This window comes from Pseudomonas sp. B1(2018) (assembly GCF_003097365.1).
GTDB classification, from domain to species: domain Bacteria; phylum Pseudomonadota; class Gammaproteobacteria; order Pseudomonadales; family Pseudomonadaceae; genus Aquipseudomonas; species Aquipseudomonas laurylsulfatiphila.
Genome location: NZ_PYUK01000004.1, coordinates 256,779 through 277,117 on the forward strand (window position 1 = coordinate 256,779; position 20,339 = coordinate 277,117).

The following is a 20,339-nucleotide window of genomic DNA, read 5'->3' on the forward strand; positions in this document are numbered from 1 at the left end:
AGCGGTCTGTCGGTCACATCAGTGTTGAATGTGCTGCCGTCTTCGCGAGCAAGCCCGCTCCCACAGGTCTTGTGTTACATCAGGCGGCTTGACGCATCGCCGGTTTAGCGAGCGAATCCGTGCTCTTGCTGCGAGGGTCATTCGGGCCGAACACTTCGCGCGATTCCGGGAACAGGCTCAGCAGCGCCAGGTACACCAGCGAGGCCAGGCCCAGGGTCACAGGCAGGCTGATGTCGATGCCACCGGCCATTTCGCCCAGCGGCCCGACAAACTGACCCGGCAGGTTCACAAAGCACAGGCCGACGGCCGCGCTCGGGATCCAGGCACCCAGGCCACGCCAGTTCCAGCCGTGGGTGAACCAGTAACGGCCACCTTTTTCGCCGCGGGTGAACACTTGCAGGTCATCGGGGCAGTAGAAGCCGCGACGCACCAGCAGGCCGATGATCATGATCACCATCCAGGGGGTGGTGCAGGTGATGATCAGCACGGCGAAGGTCGACACGCTCTGCACCAGGTTGGCCGCGAAGCGCCCGATGAAGATGAAGGCAATCGACATCACACCGATCAGCAGCGTGGCCTTGACCCGCGACAGTACCCGTGGGAATACGCTGGACATGTCCAGGCCGGTGCCGTACAGCGAAGTGGTGCCGGTGGACATGCCGCCGATCACCGCGATCAGGCACACCGGCAGGAAGAACCAGCTTGGCGATACCGCCAGCAGGCCGCCGACATAGTTGTTGGCCGCGATGTAGTCCGGTGCCTTGATCGCTACGATGGTGGCGGTGGTCAGGCCGAACAGGAACGGGATGAACGTTGCGATCTGCGAAATCACCACCGCCGCCATGATGCGGCGCTTGGAGGTGTCACGCGGAATGTAGCGCGACCAGTCGCCGAGGAACGCACCGAAGGAAATCGGGTTGCTCATGGCCACCAGCGCAGCACCAATGAAGGCGGCCCAGAAACCCGGTTGACCCATGTTGACGCTACCGGCGTAGTTCGCATCGAAGGGACCGGCGAAGGCGAAGATCCCCAGCAGGAACAGCAGGCTGGCACTCCACACCGCGATCTTGTTGACCCACAGCAGGAAGCGGAAGCCGTAGATGCACACGGTCAGCACCAGGATCGCGAACAGACCGTAGGCCAGGCCCAGGGTCAGGTCGGTTTCCGGCAGGCCGATCAGGCGTTTGGCGCCACCGATCAGCGCATCACCCGAACTCCACACCGAGAGCGAGAAGAAGGCGATGGCGGTCAACAGCGACAGGAACGAACCGACGATCCGCCCGTGCACGCCGAAGTGCGCACCGGAAGACACGGCGTTGTTGGTGCCATTGATCGGGCCGAACAGGCCCATTGGCGCGAGGATCAGCGAACCCAGCAACACGCCCAGCACAATTGCCCAGACGCCCGCCTGGAAAGACAGGCCGAACAGGACCGGGAAACTGCCGAGAACGGCGGTAGCAAAGGTGTTGGAACCACCGAAGATCATCCGGAACAAGTCCGTCGGGCCTGCGGTGCGTTCGTTGTCAGGGATTTGTTCGACCCCGTAGGTTTCAATTTGCGTAAGGCTTTGGTCTTTGTTGTTGTTATTCATGATCAGCTCCGATCATAAAGGCGCGCTCATCGTGCGTGAGCGTCACCTGTGTTGGCTAAGGGGGTGGCAGCCCTTCCGGCATCGCGGACAAATGTTCGTGGCAGGCCAGCCATAGGCCTTGTTGTTCTTGGCCAGACGCTTGTTTCCTGAAAACAATCGTCTCGCGCTCCTGGCTAAAGTGCTGCTCCCCTTGCATGCGCAGCTCGGTGGCTACGTCATGGATGAAAATCGCCACGTCACCCTGCAGGCTGACGAAAGCGTTGCTCGAGGTGCACGAGAGCACCTCGAAGCCATCCTCGGCGCGCCAGCCGTCCCACATCGCCTGGTAGGCGTCGCGCGACAGCAGGGGCTTTTCGAGGGTGTAGAAGACGAAGCTGGCATCGGCGCTGAAAGCGCCGAAGTAGGCTTCGCGATCGTTACGGGCAAAAGCGGACACCAGATCGGCGGCGGCTTTCAAAACCTGATCGCGTTCGTTCATGAGCCATCCTCAGCGGTGGACTACGCCAGGCAGTACGCAGAGCATTTCGTACAGCAGGTTGGCGGCCAGCAGCGAGGTGTTGCCGGTGGTGTCGTAAGCGGGCGAGACTTCTACCAGATCGCAACCGACCAGGTCGAGGCCTTGGCAGCCACGAACGATCTCGATCGCCTGAATGGTCGTCAGACCGCCGATTTCCGGGGTGCCGGTACCTGGCGCCCAGGCCGGGTCGATACCGTCGATGTCGAAGCTCAGGTAGACAGGACCGCCACCGACTTTCTCGCGGACTTCAGCCATCAACGGCTCCAGCGATTTGTGCCAGCACTCTTCGGCCTGAACCACACGGAAGCCCTGGTTGCGGCTCCAGTTGAAGTCGTCAGCGGTGTAGCCCTGGGCGCGCAGGCCGATCTGCACCACGCGGTCCGGGTCAATCAGGCCTTCTTCAACGGCGCGACGGAACGTGGTGCCGTGGGCGATTTTTTCGCCGAACATGTGATCGTTCACGTCAGCGTGAGCGTCGATGTGCACCAGGCCGACCTTGCCGTGCTTCTTGTGGATGGCACGCAGGATCGGCAGGGTGATGGTGTGGTCGCCGCCCAGGGTCAGGGGGATCACATCGTGTTCGAGGATGTTGTCGTAGGACTCTTCGATGATCCGTACGGCATCCAGCAGGTTGAAGGTGTTGATCGCGATGTCGCCGATGTCGGCAACCGACAGCGAGTCGAACGGCGCAGCGCCAGTGGCCATGTTGTATGGGCGGATCATCACCGATTCAGCGCGGATTTCGCGAGGCCCGAAACGGGTGCCAGGGCGCAGGGAAGTACCGATGTCCAGCGGCACGCCTACGAAGGCAGCGTCCAGGCCGGCAGCGGTATTCAAGTGGGGGAGTCGCATCATGGTGGCGATGCCGCCGAAGCGCGGCATTTCGTTGCCGCCCAGTGGTTGGTGAAGAATCTTGTCCACGGGTAGGGCCTCATCGTCGTTGTTTTATTTATAGGGTTGCGCCGTTCACGGAAGGTACGGGCACCGTTGTGGGGCGATTCTGCGAAATGTAGTGGCCGGGAAGAATCGCTACGGGCAAATACTTAGTTCAGATTTTTCTAAACTAATGGCCAGGGCGGCGGTAGACTTCACCACTCGTTCAACGGCTGATGGCTAACCCTGTAGGAGCTGCCGAAGGCTGCGATCTTTTGATCTTGATTTTCGGCGGCTTCATGGTCGCCAAGAATGAAGATCAAAAGATCGCAGCCTTCGGCAGCTCCTACAGGAGACAGCTGGAAATCAAATGGTGTCAGGAGTACCCATGGCCAACGCTTTACCCGACCTGAAACTATTGCGCATCTTCGTCAGCGTGGTGCGCCATCAGGGCTTCGCCAACGCCCAGCAGGAGCTCAACCTCTCGACGTCGGCCATCAGCACCTACATGAGCCAGCTCGAAGCGGCCCTCGGCCTGGTGCTCTGTCATCGCGGTCGTGGCGGGTTCAGCCTGACCAGCAAGGGGGAGTTGTTCCATCAGGAAACCCTGCGTCTGTTGGGCGAACTCGAAGGCTTCGAGCAGTACGCCGCCGCGCTGAAGGGCGAGTTGCGCGGCACCTTGAACCTCGGGGTGATCGACTCCACGGTCAGCGACAAGGCTCTGCCGTTCGCCGAAGCCATCGGTGCCTACAGCCAGGAACACCCGGCCGTGCACTTGCACCTGTCGGTAATGAGCCCTTACGAACTGCAGCTCGGCGTGCAGGACAACCGTCTCGACCTGGCCATCGGTGCGTTTTCCACACGCATGAGCGGCCTGGTGTATATGCCGCTGTACCGTGAGCAACACTGGTTGTATTGCAGCACGCGGCATCCGCTGTTCAACGAGCGGCGCATTCCCGAGCAGGTCATCACCCAGCAGCGCATGGTCGGCCGTGGCTACTGGAGCCAGGCCGAGCTGGCGCGTCACGGCTTCAAGCACAGCGCCGCGACCGTGGAAAGTATGGAAGCCCAGCTGATTCTGGTGCTGTCGGGCGCCTACATCGGCTATCTGCCGGAGCACTACGCCCAGGCCTGGGCCGACAAGGGCGACTTGCGGGTGTTGCTGCCGGCGACCTTTGGTTATCAGGCGCCGTTCTCGATGATCGTGCGCCGGGGCCGTAGCCGCGAGCCGCTGATCCAGACGTTCCGTGATTTGCTTAAAGCCCAACTGAATCAGGCCTGAGACGATGTCCAGAATTCAATGTCCGCGCTGTCTGCGTCCGCAATCGCACTGTCTGTGCCCGTTGATCCCGAGCCTCGACAGCCGCACCCGGGTGTTGCTGTTGCAGCATCCGAGCGAAGTGAACCATGCGCTGAATACGGCGCGGTTGGCGGCGTTGGGTTTGGAGAATGCCGAGTTGATCGTGGGTGAGGTGTTCGAGGATTTGCCGGTGTTGTTGAATCGTCCGGGATATACGGCACGGTTGTTGTTTCCGGGCGAAGAAGCGCAGCCGATGAAAGCCTATGGCTGCTCTAATGATTCGATGTTGCTGGTGGTCCCGGACGGCACCTGGCGAAAGGCACGCAAGATGCTGCACCTCAATCCGCTGCTGGCGGCGTTGCCGAGGGTGACGCTGGCCGAAGGCGGTGTGTCCCGTTATCGGCTGCGCAAGGCACCGGGGCCGGGGGCGTTGTCGACAGTGGAGGCGATTGTGCAGGCGCTGGAAACCCTTGAAGCACCGACTTCGTTTGCGCCGTTGTTGAAGCCGTTCGAAGCGTTGATCGAGGGGCAGATTGCGGCGATGGGGGAGGAGGTTTACCAGCGTAATCATGCCGACAAGTGATCGGTGTATGTGCCGGCCTCTTCGCGGGCAAGCCCGCTCCCACAGTGTTCGTGTTGTACATAAAGTTTGCGAACGCCAATGAACCCGTGGGAGCGGGCTTGCCCGCGAAAGCGGCAGATCAGTCACAGCAGATTTTGGAGGCTGCCTACCTTTCCCGCATCGCCTCGGTCCGCGCCTTGAGCACCGGCTTAAGCAGATAATCGAGCACCGTTTTCTCCCCGGTAATAATGTCCACCGTCGCCACCATCCCCGGGATGATCAGCAGCGGTTTCACATCCCCGCCCAGATGGTTTTTGTCAGTGCGCACCTGAATCAGATAAAAGCTGTTGCCCTTGTCGTCGGTGATGGTGTCGGCGCCGATCAGTTCCAGCTTGGCGCTCAGGCCGCCGTAGATCGTGTAGTCGTAGGCACTGAACTTGACCATGGCTTTCTGTCCCGGATGCAGGAATGCAACGTCCTGCGGGCGGACCTTGGCTTCGATCAGCAGGTTGTCTTCCAGCGGCACGATTTCCACCATGTCACTGCCGGGCTGGACCACACCACCGATGGTGTTGACCTTCAACACCTTGATGATGCCGTGCACCGGCGAGACCACTGTGGTACGGGTGACACGGTCGTCGATAGCGATGCTCGACGCCGTGATTTTCGACAGGTCGGTGCGTTTCTCATTCAGCTCTTTGGCCGCTTCCGAGCGGAAGGTCTGTTCAGACTCGTCGATCTTGCTTTTGATCTCGTTGATCGCCGATTCCGCCCGGGGGATCGCCAGGGTGGTGGCGTTCAGCGAGCCGCGAATCTCCACGGCACTGCGTTTGAGGCGCAGGATTTCCACCGGTGACACCGCGCCGGTGCCCACCAGCGGCGTGGACATGTTCATCTCTTGCTGCAACAACGCCAGGCTTGAACTGAATTGACCCTGTTTCGAGCGGAACTCCGCCAGTTCCTGGGTTTTTTGCCGAAGTTGTTCCGACAGTGTGCGCTGTTCGCTCGCGAGTCGACGTTGCCGTTGCTCGTACAGCGAGCGCTCGTCTTCGGCCACTTGCGGAGCCTTGGCGATCACTTCTTCTGACAGCTTGAACGGCCGGCCTTCGGCTTCGGCCGAGAGCCGTTCGACCTGCGCGGTCAAGGCGTAGCGATCGGCTTCGCTTTCGCCCTTGTTCGACAGGTAGCGCGTGTCATCCAGGCGCAGCAAGGTGTCGCCCTTGTTCACCATCTGCCCTTCGCGCACAAAGATCTCGGTGACGATGCCACCCTCGAGGTTCTGGATCACCTGGACCTTGCTCGACGGAATCGCCTTGCCTTCGCCCATGGTGACTTCCTGCAACACGGCGAATTTGGCCCAGACCAGCGCGCTGATCAGCAACGCCGCCGCCAGCCACACGGTGATCCGCGACCAGCGCGGTGAGTCCTGCAATGAGGCGCCGGCGGTTTCCGGCATGAATTCGACTTCGGCGCTTTTACCGAAGCTGTTGAAGTAGCCTCGGGGCGCTGAATCTGGCGTTTGAGCAGACATGGGCGATACCCGTCAGTTAAGAGAAATAGTGCCGAACACAATCCTGTGGCGAGGGAGCTTGCTCCCGTCCGGCGGCGAAGCCGTCGCAAAAACTGCTGGCGCTATCCAGATGACACAACGAGGGGGTTGCGTCGCATCCCAGCGGGAGCAAGCTCCCTCGCCACAGGTTGTGTATTCGCATCTAAACAGCCGCAGAGCCGACACGGCCCTTGCGCAGTGCATCGATGACTGCTTCTTTCGGCCCGTCGGCGACGATCCGTCCGTTGTCCAGCACCACCAGCCGATCCACCAGGCTCAGCATCGAGGTGCGGTGAGTCACCAGCAGCACGGTTTTGCCCTGGACCCAGCCGTGGAGTTTTTGCCGCAGGATATCTTCGCTGCTGTTGTCCATGGCACTGGTCGGTTCGTCGAGCAGCAGGATCGGCGGGTCGAGCAACAAGGCCCGGGCCAGCAAAACCGCCTGGCGCTGACCACCGGACAGCAATTGTCCGCGCTCGCCCACGGGCCGGTCGAAGCCTTGCGGGTGTTGCCGGGCCAGTTCGGTGACGCCGGTGAGTTCGGCTACTTCGAGCATGCGTGAGTCACTGATGTAGCGCGCGCCGAGGGTCAGGTTATCGCGCAGGCTGCCGGCCAGCAGCGGCAGGTCGTGAGCGACGTAACCGATCTGATGGCGCAGGTCGGCGACGTCCAGCTGTCGCAAGTCCAGGCCATCGAGCAATAGCTGGCCTTCCTCCGGTTCGTAGAAACCCATCACCAGCCGCGCCAGGGTGCTTTTGCCCGAGCCGCTGCGACCGATCACGCCGATTCGCTCACCGGGTTTCACACTGAAGCTGACATTGGCCAGGGCGGGAGAATTCTGGCCGTTGTAGTGGAAGGTCACGCCGACAACATCCAGCGCGCCTTGCAGTTGGGTGCGCTCCAGAGGCCGTTGTCTGGTGTCGCGCTCCTGGGGCAGGCCCATCAGCGCGTCGGTGCTTTTCATGGTCAGTTGCGCTTGCTGGTAGCGGGTGATCAGGCCGGCGATCTGTCCCAGTGGCGCCAGCACCCGACTGCCGAGCATGTAGCTGGCCACTAGGGCACCGACGCTGAGATTGCCGGCGATGATGCTGTAGACCCCGGCGACGATGGTCGCCATGCCGGACATCTGCTGGATGAACAGCGTGCCGTTGGTGGCCAGGGCCGAGAGGTTGCGCGCATGGCTGTCGAGGCGGGTGAGGGCGCCGTGGGTACTTTCCCATTTGTGCTGGCGTTCGCTTTCGGCGCTGCAGGCCTTGAGGGTTTCCAGGCCGCTGAGGGTTTCGATCAGCAACGCCTGGCGTTCGGCACCGAGGCTGAGGCTTTTCTGTACGGTGTCGCGCAGGCGTACCTGGATCACCATGGCGAAAATGATGGTGATGGGAAACGCCAGGATCGGAATCACCACCAGCCAGCCACCGAGCAGGCCGATCACCAGCAGCATCAGCAGGCAGAAGGGCAGGTCGATCAGGCTGGTGAGGGTCACGGCGGTGAGAAACTCCCGCAGGCCCTGGAAATCATGAATGCTTTGGGCAAACCCCCCGATGGTCGCCGGCCGTGCTTTCATCGCCATGCCGGTGATGCGCTCGAACAGGGTGGCCGACAGGATCACGTCGGTTTTCTTGCCGGCGGTATCCAGCAGGTGCGCGCGAACGACTCGCAGCACCAGTTCGAAAGCGGTGCCGATCAGCAGACCGATCGCCAGCACCCACAAGGTCGAAGTGGCCTGGTTCGGCACCACCCGGTCGTAGGTCTGCATCACGAACAGCGGCACCATCAGCCCCAGCAGGTTGATCAGGAAACTCGCCAGGATCGCATCGCTGTACAGCCATTTCGACAGCTTCAGCGTATCGCGGAACCAGGCCTGGACCCGAGGCACCAGCGGCGAGCGCAAGTCTTCGAGTTCGTGGCGTGGCCGGGCAAACAGCGCCTGGCCACTGTAGTGTTCGGCCAGCTCTTCAGGGCTGAGCCATTGTTCGCCGCCGTCGGCTTCGCTGGGCAGGATCAGCACCTTGCCGTCCTCGGCATAACGACGCAAGACGGCCGTGCGGCCGTTGTTGAGCAACAGCAACACGGGCAGGTTGAGCGGCGAGATGTCCTTGAGGTCACGGCGCAGCAGACGCGCCTGCAAACCGGCCCGGGCTGCTGCTCGGGGCAGCAGGTCCAGGCTCAGGCGTTGGTGTGCCATGGGGAGCCCGGCACTGAGGCTGGCGCGACTGACCGTCGCACCGTGGAGTTTGCAGAGGATCAACAGACCGTCCAGAAGCGGGTCATCGAAGCTCAGACGCGGATCGACACCAGTGTTGCCGGGTTCCATGCTGGTCAAATTGATTGCTCCCGTTGCTCTTCGGCAATTGACAGATATCTGCATATCTCATTGTAGGAGCTGCCGCAGGCTGCGATCTTTTGACTTTGCTTTTCAGCAAGCACGTTCAAAAGATCACAGCCTGCGGCCGCGCCTGCACGGGTACTTCGTTATTTCATTTCAGGCAGGCGAGCTTCGTTTTTCACTTCGGTCTGGGCGATTGCGTCGGCGGGCAGTACGACCCGTTGCTTGCTCAACAACTGACCCATGTTCGCCAGCACGCGGTACATCGAAAACTCTTCGGTGTAGCGCACTTCGGTGTAGCGACGGTTGGCGTTGTAGAGTTCGTTTTCGCTGTCGAGCAGGTCAAGCAGGGTCCGCTGGCCGAGGCCGAACTGATCCTGATAGGCAATGCGTACACGCTTGCTGGTGTCGGCGTATTCACGGGCGGTCGGGGTTTGTTTCTTGGCATTGACCATGGCGTTCCAGGCTAGGTGAATATTCTCGTTGAGCTGGCGCAGGGCATTGTTGCGGATGTCCATGGCCTGGTTGATCTTGTGCGCGTCGGAGGCCAGGCGCGCCTTGTCGCTGCCGCCGCGGAACAGGTTGTAGTTCATCACCACGCCGACCCGCCACTCGTTGTCGTGGCCTTCGTCACCCTGCACGTTGTTGTTCGCACCCACTGCCGCCTCGGCGTCAAGACGTGGGTAGAAGGGCGACTTGGCAACTTCGTATTGGCTTTCGGCCGACTGCACATCGGCCTGGGCGGATTTCAGGTAAGGGTTGTTTTCCACCATGCTCTGCTGGGCTTCAGGCAGGGAGGTTGGGACTTCACCGCGAATCGACGGCGGGGCTTCGAGCTCATCGGGCATACGCCCGACAACGGCGTAAAAGTTCGACTCGGCGTCAGCCAGATCGACTTCGGCGGTGTCGAGGTTGTTTTCTGCCAGTGCCCGGCGAGCGCTGGACTGGTCGGCATCGGCGTTGCTGCCCACGCCACGCTGGGTGCGCAGGCCGATCTGGTCGTTGACTCGCAAGTGTGCCTGCAGGTTGTTCTTGGCCAGGGTCACCAGTTCGCGGCGCTTGAGCACTTCGAGATAAACCTCGGTGGTGCGCAGGGCCAGATCCTGAGCCGTACCCTGAGCGTAATAGGCTCGCGAGTTGACCACGTCTTTGGTGCGAGCCACTTCGTTGGCAGTGTTGAACCCGTCAAAAAGCATTTGCCGCAGGCGCAATTCCGACTGGGTGTAGTTGAGGGTTTCGGTGTGGTGATTGCCGAGCGCCCGGGTGTTGGTGTTATCGCTGTACCCGCGCCCGTAAGCAGCGTTCAGATCTACCGATGGATAAAAGCCCCCTTTGGCGACCTTCACGTCCTCGTCAGCCGACAGACGGCTGTCCACCCGCGATGCCAGCTCCGGGTGCGTCGCGATGGTGCTCTGGATCGCTTCGGTCAGCGTCATGGCCTGAGCCTGGGACGAGCAGGCCATGGCCAAAAGAACCGCGCTGCAGAGGGGGGTTAATAGGCGCATGTACATCTCCCTGATTCCTGATGGTGCTTATCAGTCGCCAATTATTTGACGACATTTATAGGTAAAGTTGTTTCATGACTTTAACAAAAGAGCTAAGAACATTCTGAAGCGTAGCTAAGAAATTTTTTTCATAACGGTTATGCCAAAAAAAACTTATGCGCTCTGCGAAATCCAGCACATTGTTCAATTCGAAAGCCCTTGTTTTATGAGCTCTGGGGCGCTCGTCGGGGTTTGAGAAAAGTTCCAATCCACTTATCGACATAGAGCGGAGAAGTGCTGGAGGGGAGGGACGCTAGCGATCTGGGAGTGACGGTTTTTTGTCACTTGAGTGATTCAAGATCGTTACGCATCGTTCACAGCAAGGTTGTTGCGCACAGGGATCCGATGCCATTGATTGCAGAGGAGTTTTCCCCAAACCGTAAACAGCGCCGTGAGCGAATGGCTGGGCGATATCGTTGCCGGGGCCACGGCTTACTCAAGTAAACCGGGACCCGGAACACGATTCGCCAGACAACCCGCTTGAGCCATGAGCACGTTCTTCGCACAAACAAGGTGCCGACAGCGGTTGGCAGCGGAGGAAGTGCACATGGCTACGCTCATAGGAATCGTCAGTAAGGTCATCGGTCAGGTGTTCGCGGTTGCAAGCGACGGCACCCGGCGCGCGCTGGTCGAGGGGGACAAGTTGTTCGCCGGCGACCAACTGAGCACCGGCGCCGAAGGCGCGGTAGCGGTGCATCTGCAAAATGGCCAGGAACTGACCCTCGGGCGCGGCAGCAGCATGCAGATGACCCCGCAATTGCTCGCCAATCAGATTCCCCACGTGGACTCGTCCGAGGCGGTGACGCCAAGCCAGGCACAGCTGACGGATGTCGAGCAGCTGCAAAAAGCCATTGCGGCGGGCGACGACCCGACCCAGACCGCTGAAGCCACTGCTGCCGGGCCTACCACGACTGCCGGTGTACCGGGTGGCATCGCGGGCAGCGGCCATAGTTTCGTCATGCTTGAAGAAGTGGGTGGGCGAGTCGATCCCACCATCGGTTTTCCCACTGCCGGTTTCAACGGCATTCCCGAACTTCCCGAAGAACGCCTGAACGCTAATCCGGACAATAACGCCGTAGCGGCCGATACCCCTGTGGTGCCGCCAGTGACGCCGCCAGTGCCGAACAATCCGGTCACCCTTGATGGCCTGTCGGTGGAAAATGGCGAACTGACTGTCAATGAGGCCAACCTGGCCGACGGCTCGGCGAGGAACCCTGGTGCGCTGACCCAAAGCGGCACCTTCACCGTCAATGCACCCGACGGGCTGACCAGCCTCAGCATCGGCGGCATCAACGTGATCAGCGGCGGGGTGGCGGCAGGCTTTCCGCAGTCGATCACCACCCCGCTGGGCAGCACCCTGACCGTCACCGGCTATAACCCGGCCACGGGCGTGGTCAGTTACAGCTACACCCTCAACGGTGCCGAAACCCATGCAAGCGGTGAGGGGGGCAATACCCTCGGTGAACACTTCGCCGTGGTGGCAGGCGACAGCAATGGCGATAGCGTCACCGGTTCGCTGGACATCAACATCGCCGACGACGTGCCCCAAGCGGTCGACGACAGCAATGGCATCGCCTCGGAAACCTTGTTGACGCTGAACGGCAACGTGCTGACCAACGACGTGCAAGGCGCTGACCGTGTGCCGGTCGGTGAAAACAGCGGGCCGATCACTCCCGGCACCTTCACCGGCACCTACGGCACCCTGGTGCTGAATGCCAATGGCACCTACACCTACACGCTCAATACCAGCGATGCCGATTTCAAGGCCCTGCACGGCGATGGCGACGGCACGGACACTTTCACCTACACCATCACCGACGCGGACGGCGACAGCAGCACCGCCAACCTGGTGCTGCAGATCCACAACAACGATGACCCGGTGACGATTGGCGGTTTGAACGTCGAGGGCGGCGAACTCACCGTCTTCGAGAAAAACCTCAGTGACGGCAGTGCTCCGGATACCACGGCGCTGACTCAGAACGGCACGTTCACCGTTACTGCGCTGGACGGCGTCACGACCCTGACCGTCGGCGGCATCGCCGTGGTCACCGGAGGCGTAGCTGCAGGCTTCCCGCAATCAATCACTACGCCATTGGGCAGCACCCTGACCATCACCGGCTTCAACGCCGCGACCGGTGTGGTGAGCTACAGCTACACCCTCAACGACAACGAAGCGCACCCGACCGCCAACGGCGCCAACACCCTGCCTGAGCAGTTCGCCGTGACCCTGGTCGACGACAACGGCACCACGGCCACGGGCAGCCTCGACGTGAACATCGTCGACGACCTGCCACAAGGCGTGAACGACAGCAATGCTTCGACGGCGTCGGAAACCCTGTTGACCCTCAACGGCAACGTGCTGACCAACGACGTACAAGGCGCCGACCGGGTAACCATCGGTGAAGGCACTGGCCCGATCACCCCCGGCACTTTCACCGGTACCTACGGTACTTTGGTGTTGAATGCCAACGGCACCTACACCTACACCCTCAACACCAGCGATGCCGATTTCAAGGCCTTGCACGGCGGTGGCGACGGCACCGAAAGCTTCACCTATACGCTGACGGACGCCGATGGCGACAGCAGTACGGCGACTCTGGTGCTGCAGATCCACAATAACGACGATCCGGTGACGATTGGCGGTTTGAACGTCGAGGGCGGCGAACTCACCGTCTTCGAGAAAAACCTCAGTGACGGCAGTGCTCCGGATACCACGGCGCTGACTCAGAACGGCACGTTCACCGTCACCGCGCTGGACGGCGTGACCACCTTGACCGTCGGCGGCATCGCCGTGGTCACCGGAGGTGTGGCGGCGGGCTTCCCGCAGTCGATCACCACCCCATTGGGCAGCACGCTGACCATCACCGGCTTCAACGCCGCGACTGGCGTGGTGAGCTACAGCTACACCCTCAACGATAACGAAGCCCATCCGAACGCCAACGGCGCCAACAACTTGCCTGAGCAGTTCACGGTGACCGCGGTCGACGACAACGGCACCACCGCGACCGGTTCACTGGACGTGAACATCGTCGACGACCTGCCAAAAGGCGTGAACGACAGCAATGGCACCGCCTCGGAAACCTTGCTGACGCTGAACGGCAACGTGCTGACCAACGACGTACAAGGCGCCGACCGGGTAACCATCGGTGAAGGCACTGGCCCGATCACCCCCGGCACCTTCACCGGCACCTACGGCACCCTGGTGCTGAACGCCAACGGCACCTACACCTACACGCTGAACACCAGCGACGCCGACTTCAAAGCCTTGCACGGCGGTGGCGACGGCACCGACACCTTCACCTACACCATCACCGATGCGGACGGCGATACCAGCACCGCCAACCTGGTGCTGCAGATCCATAACAACGACGATCCGGTAACCCTCAACGGCCTCAACGTGTACGGCGGCGAGCTGACGGTCTACGAGAAAAACCTCGGCGACGGCAGCAACCCCAACACGTCGGCCCTGACCCAAAGCGGCACCTTCACCGTCACTGCACTGGACGGCGTCACCAGCTTGACCGTGGGCGGCATCGCCGTGGTCACCGGAGGCGTAGCGGCGGGCTTCCCGCAGTCGATCACCACCCCATTGGGCAGCACGCTGACCATCACCGGCTTCAACGCCGCGACTGGCGTGGTGAGCTACAGCTACACCCTCAACGACAACGAAGCGCACCCAACCGCCAACGGCGCCAACACCTTGCCTGAACAGTTCACCGTGACCGCGGTCGACGACAACGGCACCACGGCCACGGGCAGCCTCGACGTCAACATCGTCGACGATCTGCCGAAAGGCGTGAACGACAGCAATGGCACCGCCTCGGAAACCTTGCTGACCCTCAACGGCAACGTGCTGAGCAACGACGTGCAAGGCGCCGACCGGGTAACCATCGGTGAAGGCACTGGCCCGATCACCCCCGGCACCTTCACCGGCACCTACGGCACCCTGGTGCTGAACGCCAACGGCACCTACACCTATACGCTGAACACCAGCGACGCCGACTTCAAGGCGTTGCACGGCGGTGGCGACGGCACCGACACCTTCACCTACACCATCACCGACGCGGACGGCGACAGCAGCACCGCCAACCTGGTGCTGCAGATCCACAACAACGACGATCCGGTAACCCTCAACGGCCTCAACGTGTACGGCGGCGAGCTGACCGTCTACGAGAAAAACCTCAGTGACGGCAGCAACCCCAACACACCAGCCCTGACCCAAAGCGGCACCTTCACGGTGACCGCCCTCGATGGCCTGCAAACCTTGACCGTCGGCGGCATCGCCGTGGTCACCGGAGGTGTGGCGGCGGGCTTCCCGCAGTCGATCACCACCCCATTGGGCAGCACGCTGACCATCACCGGCTTCAACGCCGCCACCGGCGTGGTGAGCTACAGCTACACCCTGAACGACAACGAAGCCCATCCAACCGCCAACGGCGCCAACACCCTGCCTGAACAGTTCACGGTGACCGCGGTCGACGACAACGGCACCACCGCGACCGGTTCACTGGACGTGAACATCGTCGACGACCTGCCAAAAGGCGTGAACGACAGCAATGGCACCGCCTCGGAAACCTTGCTGACGCTGAACGGCAACGTGCTGAGCAACGACGTGCAAGGCGCCGACCGGGTAACCATCGGTGAGGGCTCTGGCCCGATCACCCCCGGCACCTTCACCGGCACCTACGGCACCCTGGTGCTGAACGCCAACGGCACCTACACCTACACGCTGAACACCAGCGACGCCGACTTCAAGGCGCTGCACGGCGGTGGCGACGGCACCGACACTTTCACCTACACCATCACCGATGCGGACGGCGACAGCAGCACCGCCAACCTGGTGCTGCAGATCCACAACAACGACGACCCGGTAATCCTCAACGGCCTCAACGTGTACGGCGGCGAGCTGACGGTCTACGAGAAAAACCTCAGTGACGGCAGCAACCCCAACACACCAGCCCTGACCCAAAGCGGCACCTTCACGGTGACCGCCCTCGATGGCCTGCAAACCCTGACCGTCGGCGGCATCACTGTGGTCAGCGGTGGCGTAACCGCCGGCTTCCCGCAAACCGCCGTCACGCCGCTGGGCAGCACGTTGACCATCACCGGCTTCAACGCCGCGACCGGCGTGGTGAGCTACAGCTACACCCTGAACGACAACGAAGCCCATCCGACCGCCAACGGCGCCAACAGCCTCACCGAGAACTTCGATGTCGTCGCTACCGACACCGATGGCGATATCGCAAACGGCCAGATCAACGTCAACATCATCGACGACCTGCCGACCGCCAAAGCCGATGCGGACTCGGTGCAGGAGGGCGGCACCGTCAGCGGCAATGTGCTGGACAACGACATCGCTGGAGCCGATGGTCCGGCTGCCGCTGGCGCCGTGGTCGGCGTGCGTGCGGGCAGCGATACTTCAACCTCGGCCATCGGCGGGCTGGGCAATCAGATCAACGGCGCCTACGGTTACCTGACCCTCGATGCCAACGGCAACGCCGTGTATCACAGCACGCCTAACGCGGTGAGCGGCCCTGGTGCGGTGGATGTGTTCACCTATACCGTGCGCGACTCCGATGGTGACGAAAGCACCACCACCATCACCATCGACGTCTACAACAGTTGCCTGAAAGCGGTCAGCGACAACGATGTGACGGTCTACGAAAAAGCCCTCGACCTGAGCCAGGGCGGCCAGGACCTGGCCGCCGGTACGGTCGTCGGCAGCGATCCGACCAACACGGGCGAAACCGCTTCCGGCACATTGGTGGGCTCGGTCACTCACGCCGTCGGCGCGATCACCTACGCCCTGGTTGGCAGCAACGTGGGGACCTACGGACAGATTCAGCTCAACGCCAACGGCACCTACACCTACACGCTGACGACCCCGCCGAGCACCACACCGAACGCCAATGACGGCCCGAACGTGATGCACGAGACTTTCAGCTATCAGGCTACCGACTCGCTGGGCAATATCGTCACCAGCACCATCGTGGTGGACATTGTCGATGACATGCCCAAAGCGCTGAACGACAGCAACGCCAGCACCGCCTCGGAGACGGTGGCGAGCCTCAGCGGCAATGTGCTCAACAACGACGTGATCGGTGCCGATAAAGTCGCCATCGGCCTGAATGCCGGCCCGGTGACTCCGGGTACCTTCACCGGCACCTACGGCACCCTGGTGCTCAACGCCAACGGCACCTACACCTACACCCTCAACACCAGTGACGCCGACTTCAAGGCCCTGCACGGCGGTGGCAACGGCACTGAAACCTTCACCTACACCCTCACGGACGCCGACGGCGACATCAGTACGGCGAATCTGGTGCTGAATGTCCACAACAATGACGACCCCGTAACCCTTGGCGGCCTCGATGTATATGGCGGCGAGCTGACGGTCTACGAGAAAAACCTCAGTGACGGCAGCACCCCCAACACACCGGCCCTGACCCAGAGCGGCACCTTCACGGTCACCGCCCTCGATGGCCTGCAAACCCTGACCGTGGGCGGCATCACCGTGGTCAGCGCAGGCGTGACCGCCGGCTTCCCGCAAACCGCCGTCACGCCGCTGGGCAGCACCCTGACCATCACCGGCTTCAACGCCGCGACTGGCGTGATCAGCTACAGCTACACCCTGAACGATAACGAAGCCCATCCAACCGCCAACGGCGCCAACAGCCTCACCGAGAACTTCGACGTCGTCGCTACCGACAGCGATGGCGACATCGCGAACGGGCAGATCAATGTCAACATCGTCGATGACTTGCCGAACGCCAAACCTGACACGTCGTCGGTAACGGAGGGCGGCACGGTCAATATCAGTGTGCTGGGCAATGACATCAACGGTGCCGATGGTCCGGCGATGGTGGTCGGCGTGCGCGCCGGCAGCAATACCTCGACCTCGGCCGTCGGCGGGCTGGGCAACCCGATCAACGGCACCTACGGTTACCTGACGCTCGATGCCAACGGCAACGCGGTGTATCACAGCAACCCGGATTCGGTCGGCGCTGCCGGGGCCACGGACACGTTCACCTACACGGTGCGCGACTCCGATGGCGATGAAAGCACTACCACCATCACCATCGATGTGGCCAACAGCATTATCAAGGCCAACCCCGATAGCGACGTGACGGTCTACGAAAAAGCCCTCGACCTGAGCAAGGACGGCCAGGACCTGGCCGTCGGTACGGTCACCGGCAGCGACCCGGGCAATACCGGTGAAACCGCGTCCGGGACCCTGGTCGGATCTGTCACGGGTGCCAGCGGCGCGCTCACCTACACCCTGGTCGGCAGCGCCACCGGCACCTACGGGCAGATCCTGCTCAACCCCGACGGCAGCTACACCTACACCCTGACCTCGGCGCCAAAAACCTCGCCGAATGCCAACGACGGTCCGAACAGTCTGACTGAAAGTTTCACCTACAAGGCCACCGATGCGTCGGGCAACAGCAGCACCAGCACCATTGTGGTCAACATTGTCGATGACGTGCCCAAGGCGGTGGCCTCGGATCGCTCGGTGGCAGCGGTGGAGATCGATTCCAACCTGCTGATCGTGCTCGACGTCTCCGGCAGTATGGTCGACCCTTCCGGCGTACCGGGCCTGTCACGGCTGGAACTGGCCAAGCAGGCCATCAGTGCCTTGCTGGATAAATACGACGACCTGGGCGACGTGAAAGTGCAACTCGTCACCTTCAGCAGTAGCGCCACCGACAGGACTTCGGTGTGGGTCGATGTTGCGACCGCCAAGACACTGCTGGCCGGTCTCACCGCGAACGGTGGCACCAACTACGACGCGGCGGTAGCGACCATGCAGACCGCGTTCAACACCTCGGGCAAATTGACCGGTGCACAAAACGTCGGCTACTTCTTCTCCGACGGCAAGCCCACCACCGGCCAGGAAATCGGCACCGCCGACGAAACCGCGCTGAAAGCCTTCCTCGATGCCAACAACATCAAGAACTATGCAATCGGCCTGGGCAGCGGTGTGAGCAACGCCAACCTCAACCCACTGGCCTATGACGGCAGCAGTCACACCGATACCAACGCGGTGGTGGTGACCGACCTCAACCAGCTCAACTCGGTGCTGTCCGGCACTGTGATTGGCGCACCGGTGACCGGCTCGCTGCTGGGCGAGGGCGGTACCTTTGGTGCCGACGGCGGCTTCATCAAGACCATCACGGTGGACGGCATCACGTACACCTACGATCCGAGCGCCAACAGCAATCAGGGCTCGCTGAACTACAGTGGCAGCGTCAACCACGGCACGTTCAACACCGTGGACAACACGTTGAGCATCGCCACCAACAACAGCGGTACCTTGCTGATCAATCTCGATACTGGCGAATACACCTACATTTCGCAGAAAGCCACGTCGGTGGTGATCACCGAAAACATCGGATTCACCGTCAGCGACAACGACGGCGATCTGGCCAGCTCCACCCTGACGATCAAAGTCATACCGAACGCACCGCCAGTGGCTGCCGATGACCATGTCATCACCAACGTGCTCTCGGGCACCGTCGTGGTACCGGGCGAACTATTGCTGGCCAACGACACCGACCCTAACGGTGATCAGCTCTCGGCGACACCGACTTCCTTCAATACCGGCTGGATACCGAGGGGGGCGGACTTCATCGGGACCAACCAGAGCTTCGGTTTCACGGGCAGCAACGCGAAGGCCGTGACCATAGCCCGCAGTGCCTTTGTCGCCGACGCGGCGGCCATGACCGCTATGCTGGTGGTCAGTGGCGCGCTGGGTTCGGTCGGCAGCAATACCGGTGAAGACTTCATTACCGTCAACCTCAAGGACGGCGAAACCCTCAACCTGAATCACAACCTGGCGGCCGGGCGTATCAGCATGGAGTACTCGGTCGACGGCGGTGGGTTCACCTCCATCACGGACGGCCAGACCATTACGGCGACAGGGGATGGAACCTACCAGATCCACGTCACCAACATCCCCAACGGCTCGGGTGGCGGCGGCAACGGTTCTGAAACCTATCAACTGACCATGACCGTCAACTACGCCGGGGCCCATGACATTGCCCCGGATTACCACGGCACCTACACCGCCAACGACAACCACGGCGGCAGCGACTCGGCCAACCTGACCATCAGCTATCAGGACGGCCACACCCTCACCGGCACCAGCGGAGATGACGTCATGGTGGCGGGCACGGGCAACAACATCATCAATGCCGGCGACGGCAACGATGTGCTCACCGCCGGCTCCGGCAACAACGAGCTGCATGGCGGCGCCGGCAATGATCTGCTCTTCAGCGGACTGGGCAATGACACCCTCGATGGCGGTACGGGCATCGACACGGCCAGCTATGCCCACGCCACCGCTGGGGTCACGGTCGATCTCAGCCTGCTCGCTGCGCAGAACACCCTGGGCGCGGGTACGGACACCTTGACCGGTATCGAAAACCTCACCGGGTCGAACTTCAACGACACCCTGACCGGCAATAACAGCAACAACGTGATCAACGGCGGCCTGGGCAACGACATCCTCAATGGCGGGGGCGGCGATGACTTGCTGATTGGCGGCCTGGGCAACAACACCCTCAGCGGCGGGGCGGGGGCCGACACCTTCCAGTGGCTCAAGGACAACAGCGGCCATGACGTGATCACCGACTTCACGCCCGGCACCGACAAGCTCGACCTGTCGCAACTGCTGCAAGGGGAGAACGGCACCACGGCTTCGCTGGACGACTACCTGCACTTCACCGTCACCGGCAGCGGGGCGTCGACGGTGACCAGCATCGACGTCAGCGCCATGGCCGGCGCCGCGCCGAACCAGACCATCGACCTGGCCGGCGTCAACCTCGCCAGTCAATACGGTGTCACGCCGGGAGCGGGTGGGGTGGTCGCGAGCGGGCATGACACGGCGACTATCATCAACGGCATGCTCAACGATCATTCGTTGAAGGTGGATACCGTGTGACCTGAAACCTGAACGGAAAAACCCGTCGTCCCTGTGCAAGGGATGACGGGTTTTTTATTGCCCGAGACAAAGAAGAATCTCCGACCAGTGGTAGCAAAACCTGTAATTTCTGACAGTAGCCAGCCATTTGTAAC

Annotated in this window: 9 protein-coding genes; 3 read left to right on the top strand and 6 right to left on the bottom strand. The window is 61.7% G+C overall.

Annotation, left to right across the window (positions count from 1 at the left end; genetic code table 11):
• Positions 1–79 precede the first annotated feature (79 nt).
• The 3 genes from C9422_RS08315 to speB are packed head-to-tail and all read right to left on the bottom strand — an operon-like array spanning position 80 to position 3,029.
• Positions 80–1,591: a cytosine permease gene (locus C9422_RS08315; protein WP_007972514.1), complete on the bottom strand. Its 1,512-nt coding sequence runs from the start codon at positions 1,589–1,591 to the stop codon at positions 80–82.
• A 55-nt stretch (positions 1,592–1,646) separates the two neighbouring features.
• Entirely contained in the window at positions 1,647–2,069 is a 423-nt protein-coding gene (locus C9422_RS08320) for a nuclear transport factor 2 family protein (protein ID WP_116580305.1), read from the bottom strand.
• 9 nt (positions 2,070–2,078) lie between these two features.
• Positions 2,079–3,029: an agmatinase gene (gene speB, locus C9422_RS08325; RefSeq protein WP_007972517.1), complete on the bottom strand. Its 951-nt coding sequence runs from the start codon at positions 3,027–3,029 to the stop codon at positions 2,079–2,081.
• 340 nt (positions 3,030–3,369) lie between these two features.
• Between speB and C9422_RS08330 the strand changes: the two genes are divergently transcribed.
• Both C9422_RS08330 and C9422_RS08335 read left to right on the top strand, forming a co-directional pair.
• Positions 3,370–4,263, top strand: coding sequence for a LysR family transcriptional regulator (locus tag C9422_RS08330; protein ID WP_007972518.1), 894 nt, complete (start codon positions 3,370–3,372; stop codon positions 4,261–4,263).
• A gap of 4 nt (positions 4,264–4,267) precedes the next feature.
• Complete coding sequence (locus C9422_RS08335; RefSeq protein WP_116580306.1) at positions 4,268–4,864, top strand: tRNA-uridine aminocarboxypropyltransferase; 597 nt, start codon at positions 4,268–4,270, stop codon at positions 4,862–4,864.
• A 145-nt stretch (positions 4,865–5,009) separates the two neighbouring features.
• Here C9422_RS08335 and C9422_RS08340 read toward each other — a convergent pair whose 3' ends face one another.
• From C9422_RS08340 to C9422_RS08350, 3 genes are all read right to left on the bottom strand, one after another.
• Entirely contained in the window at positions 5,010–6,374 is a 1,365-nt protein-coding gene (locus C9422_RS08340) for an HlyD family type I secretion periplasmic adaptor subunit (protein WP_116580307.1), read from the bottom strand.
• Between the two features lie 181 nt (positions 6,375–6,555).
• On the bottom strand, positions 6,556–8,715 hold the full coding sequence (locus tag C9422_RS08345) for a type I secretion system permease/ATPase (protein WP_116580308.1): 2,160 nt from the start codon (positions 8,713–8,715) through the stop codon (positions 6,556–6,558).
• Between the two features lie 149 nt (positions 8,716–8,864).
• Positions 8,865–10,223: a TolC family outer membrane protein gene (locus C9422_RS08350; protein WP_007972522.1), complete on the bottom strand. Its 1,359-nt coding sequence runs from the start codon at positions 10,221–10,223 to the stop codon at positions 8,865–8,867.
• A gap of 586 nt (positions 10,224–10,809) precedes the next feature.
• On the opposite strand from C9422_RS08350, the gene C9422_RS08355 reads away from it, so the two are divergent.
• A complete protein-coding gene (locus C9422_RS08355) occupies positions 10,810–20,205 on the top strand; it encodes a retention module-containing protein (RefSeq protein ID WP_116580309.1) in 9,396 nt (3,131 codons plus the stop codon).
• Positions 20,206–20,339: the final 134 nt, after the last annotated feature.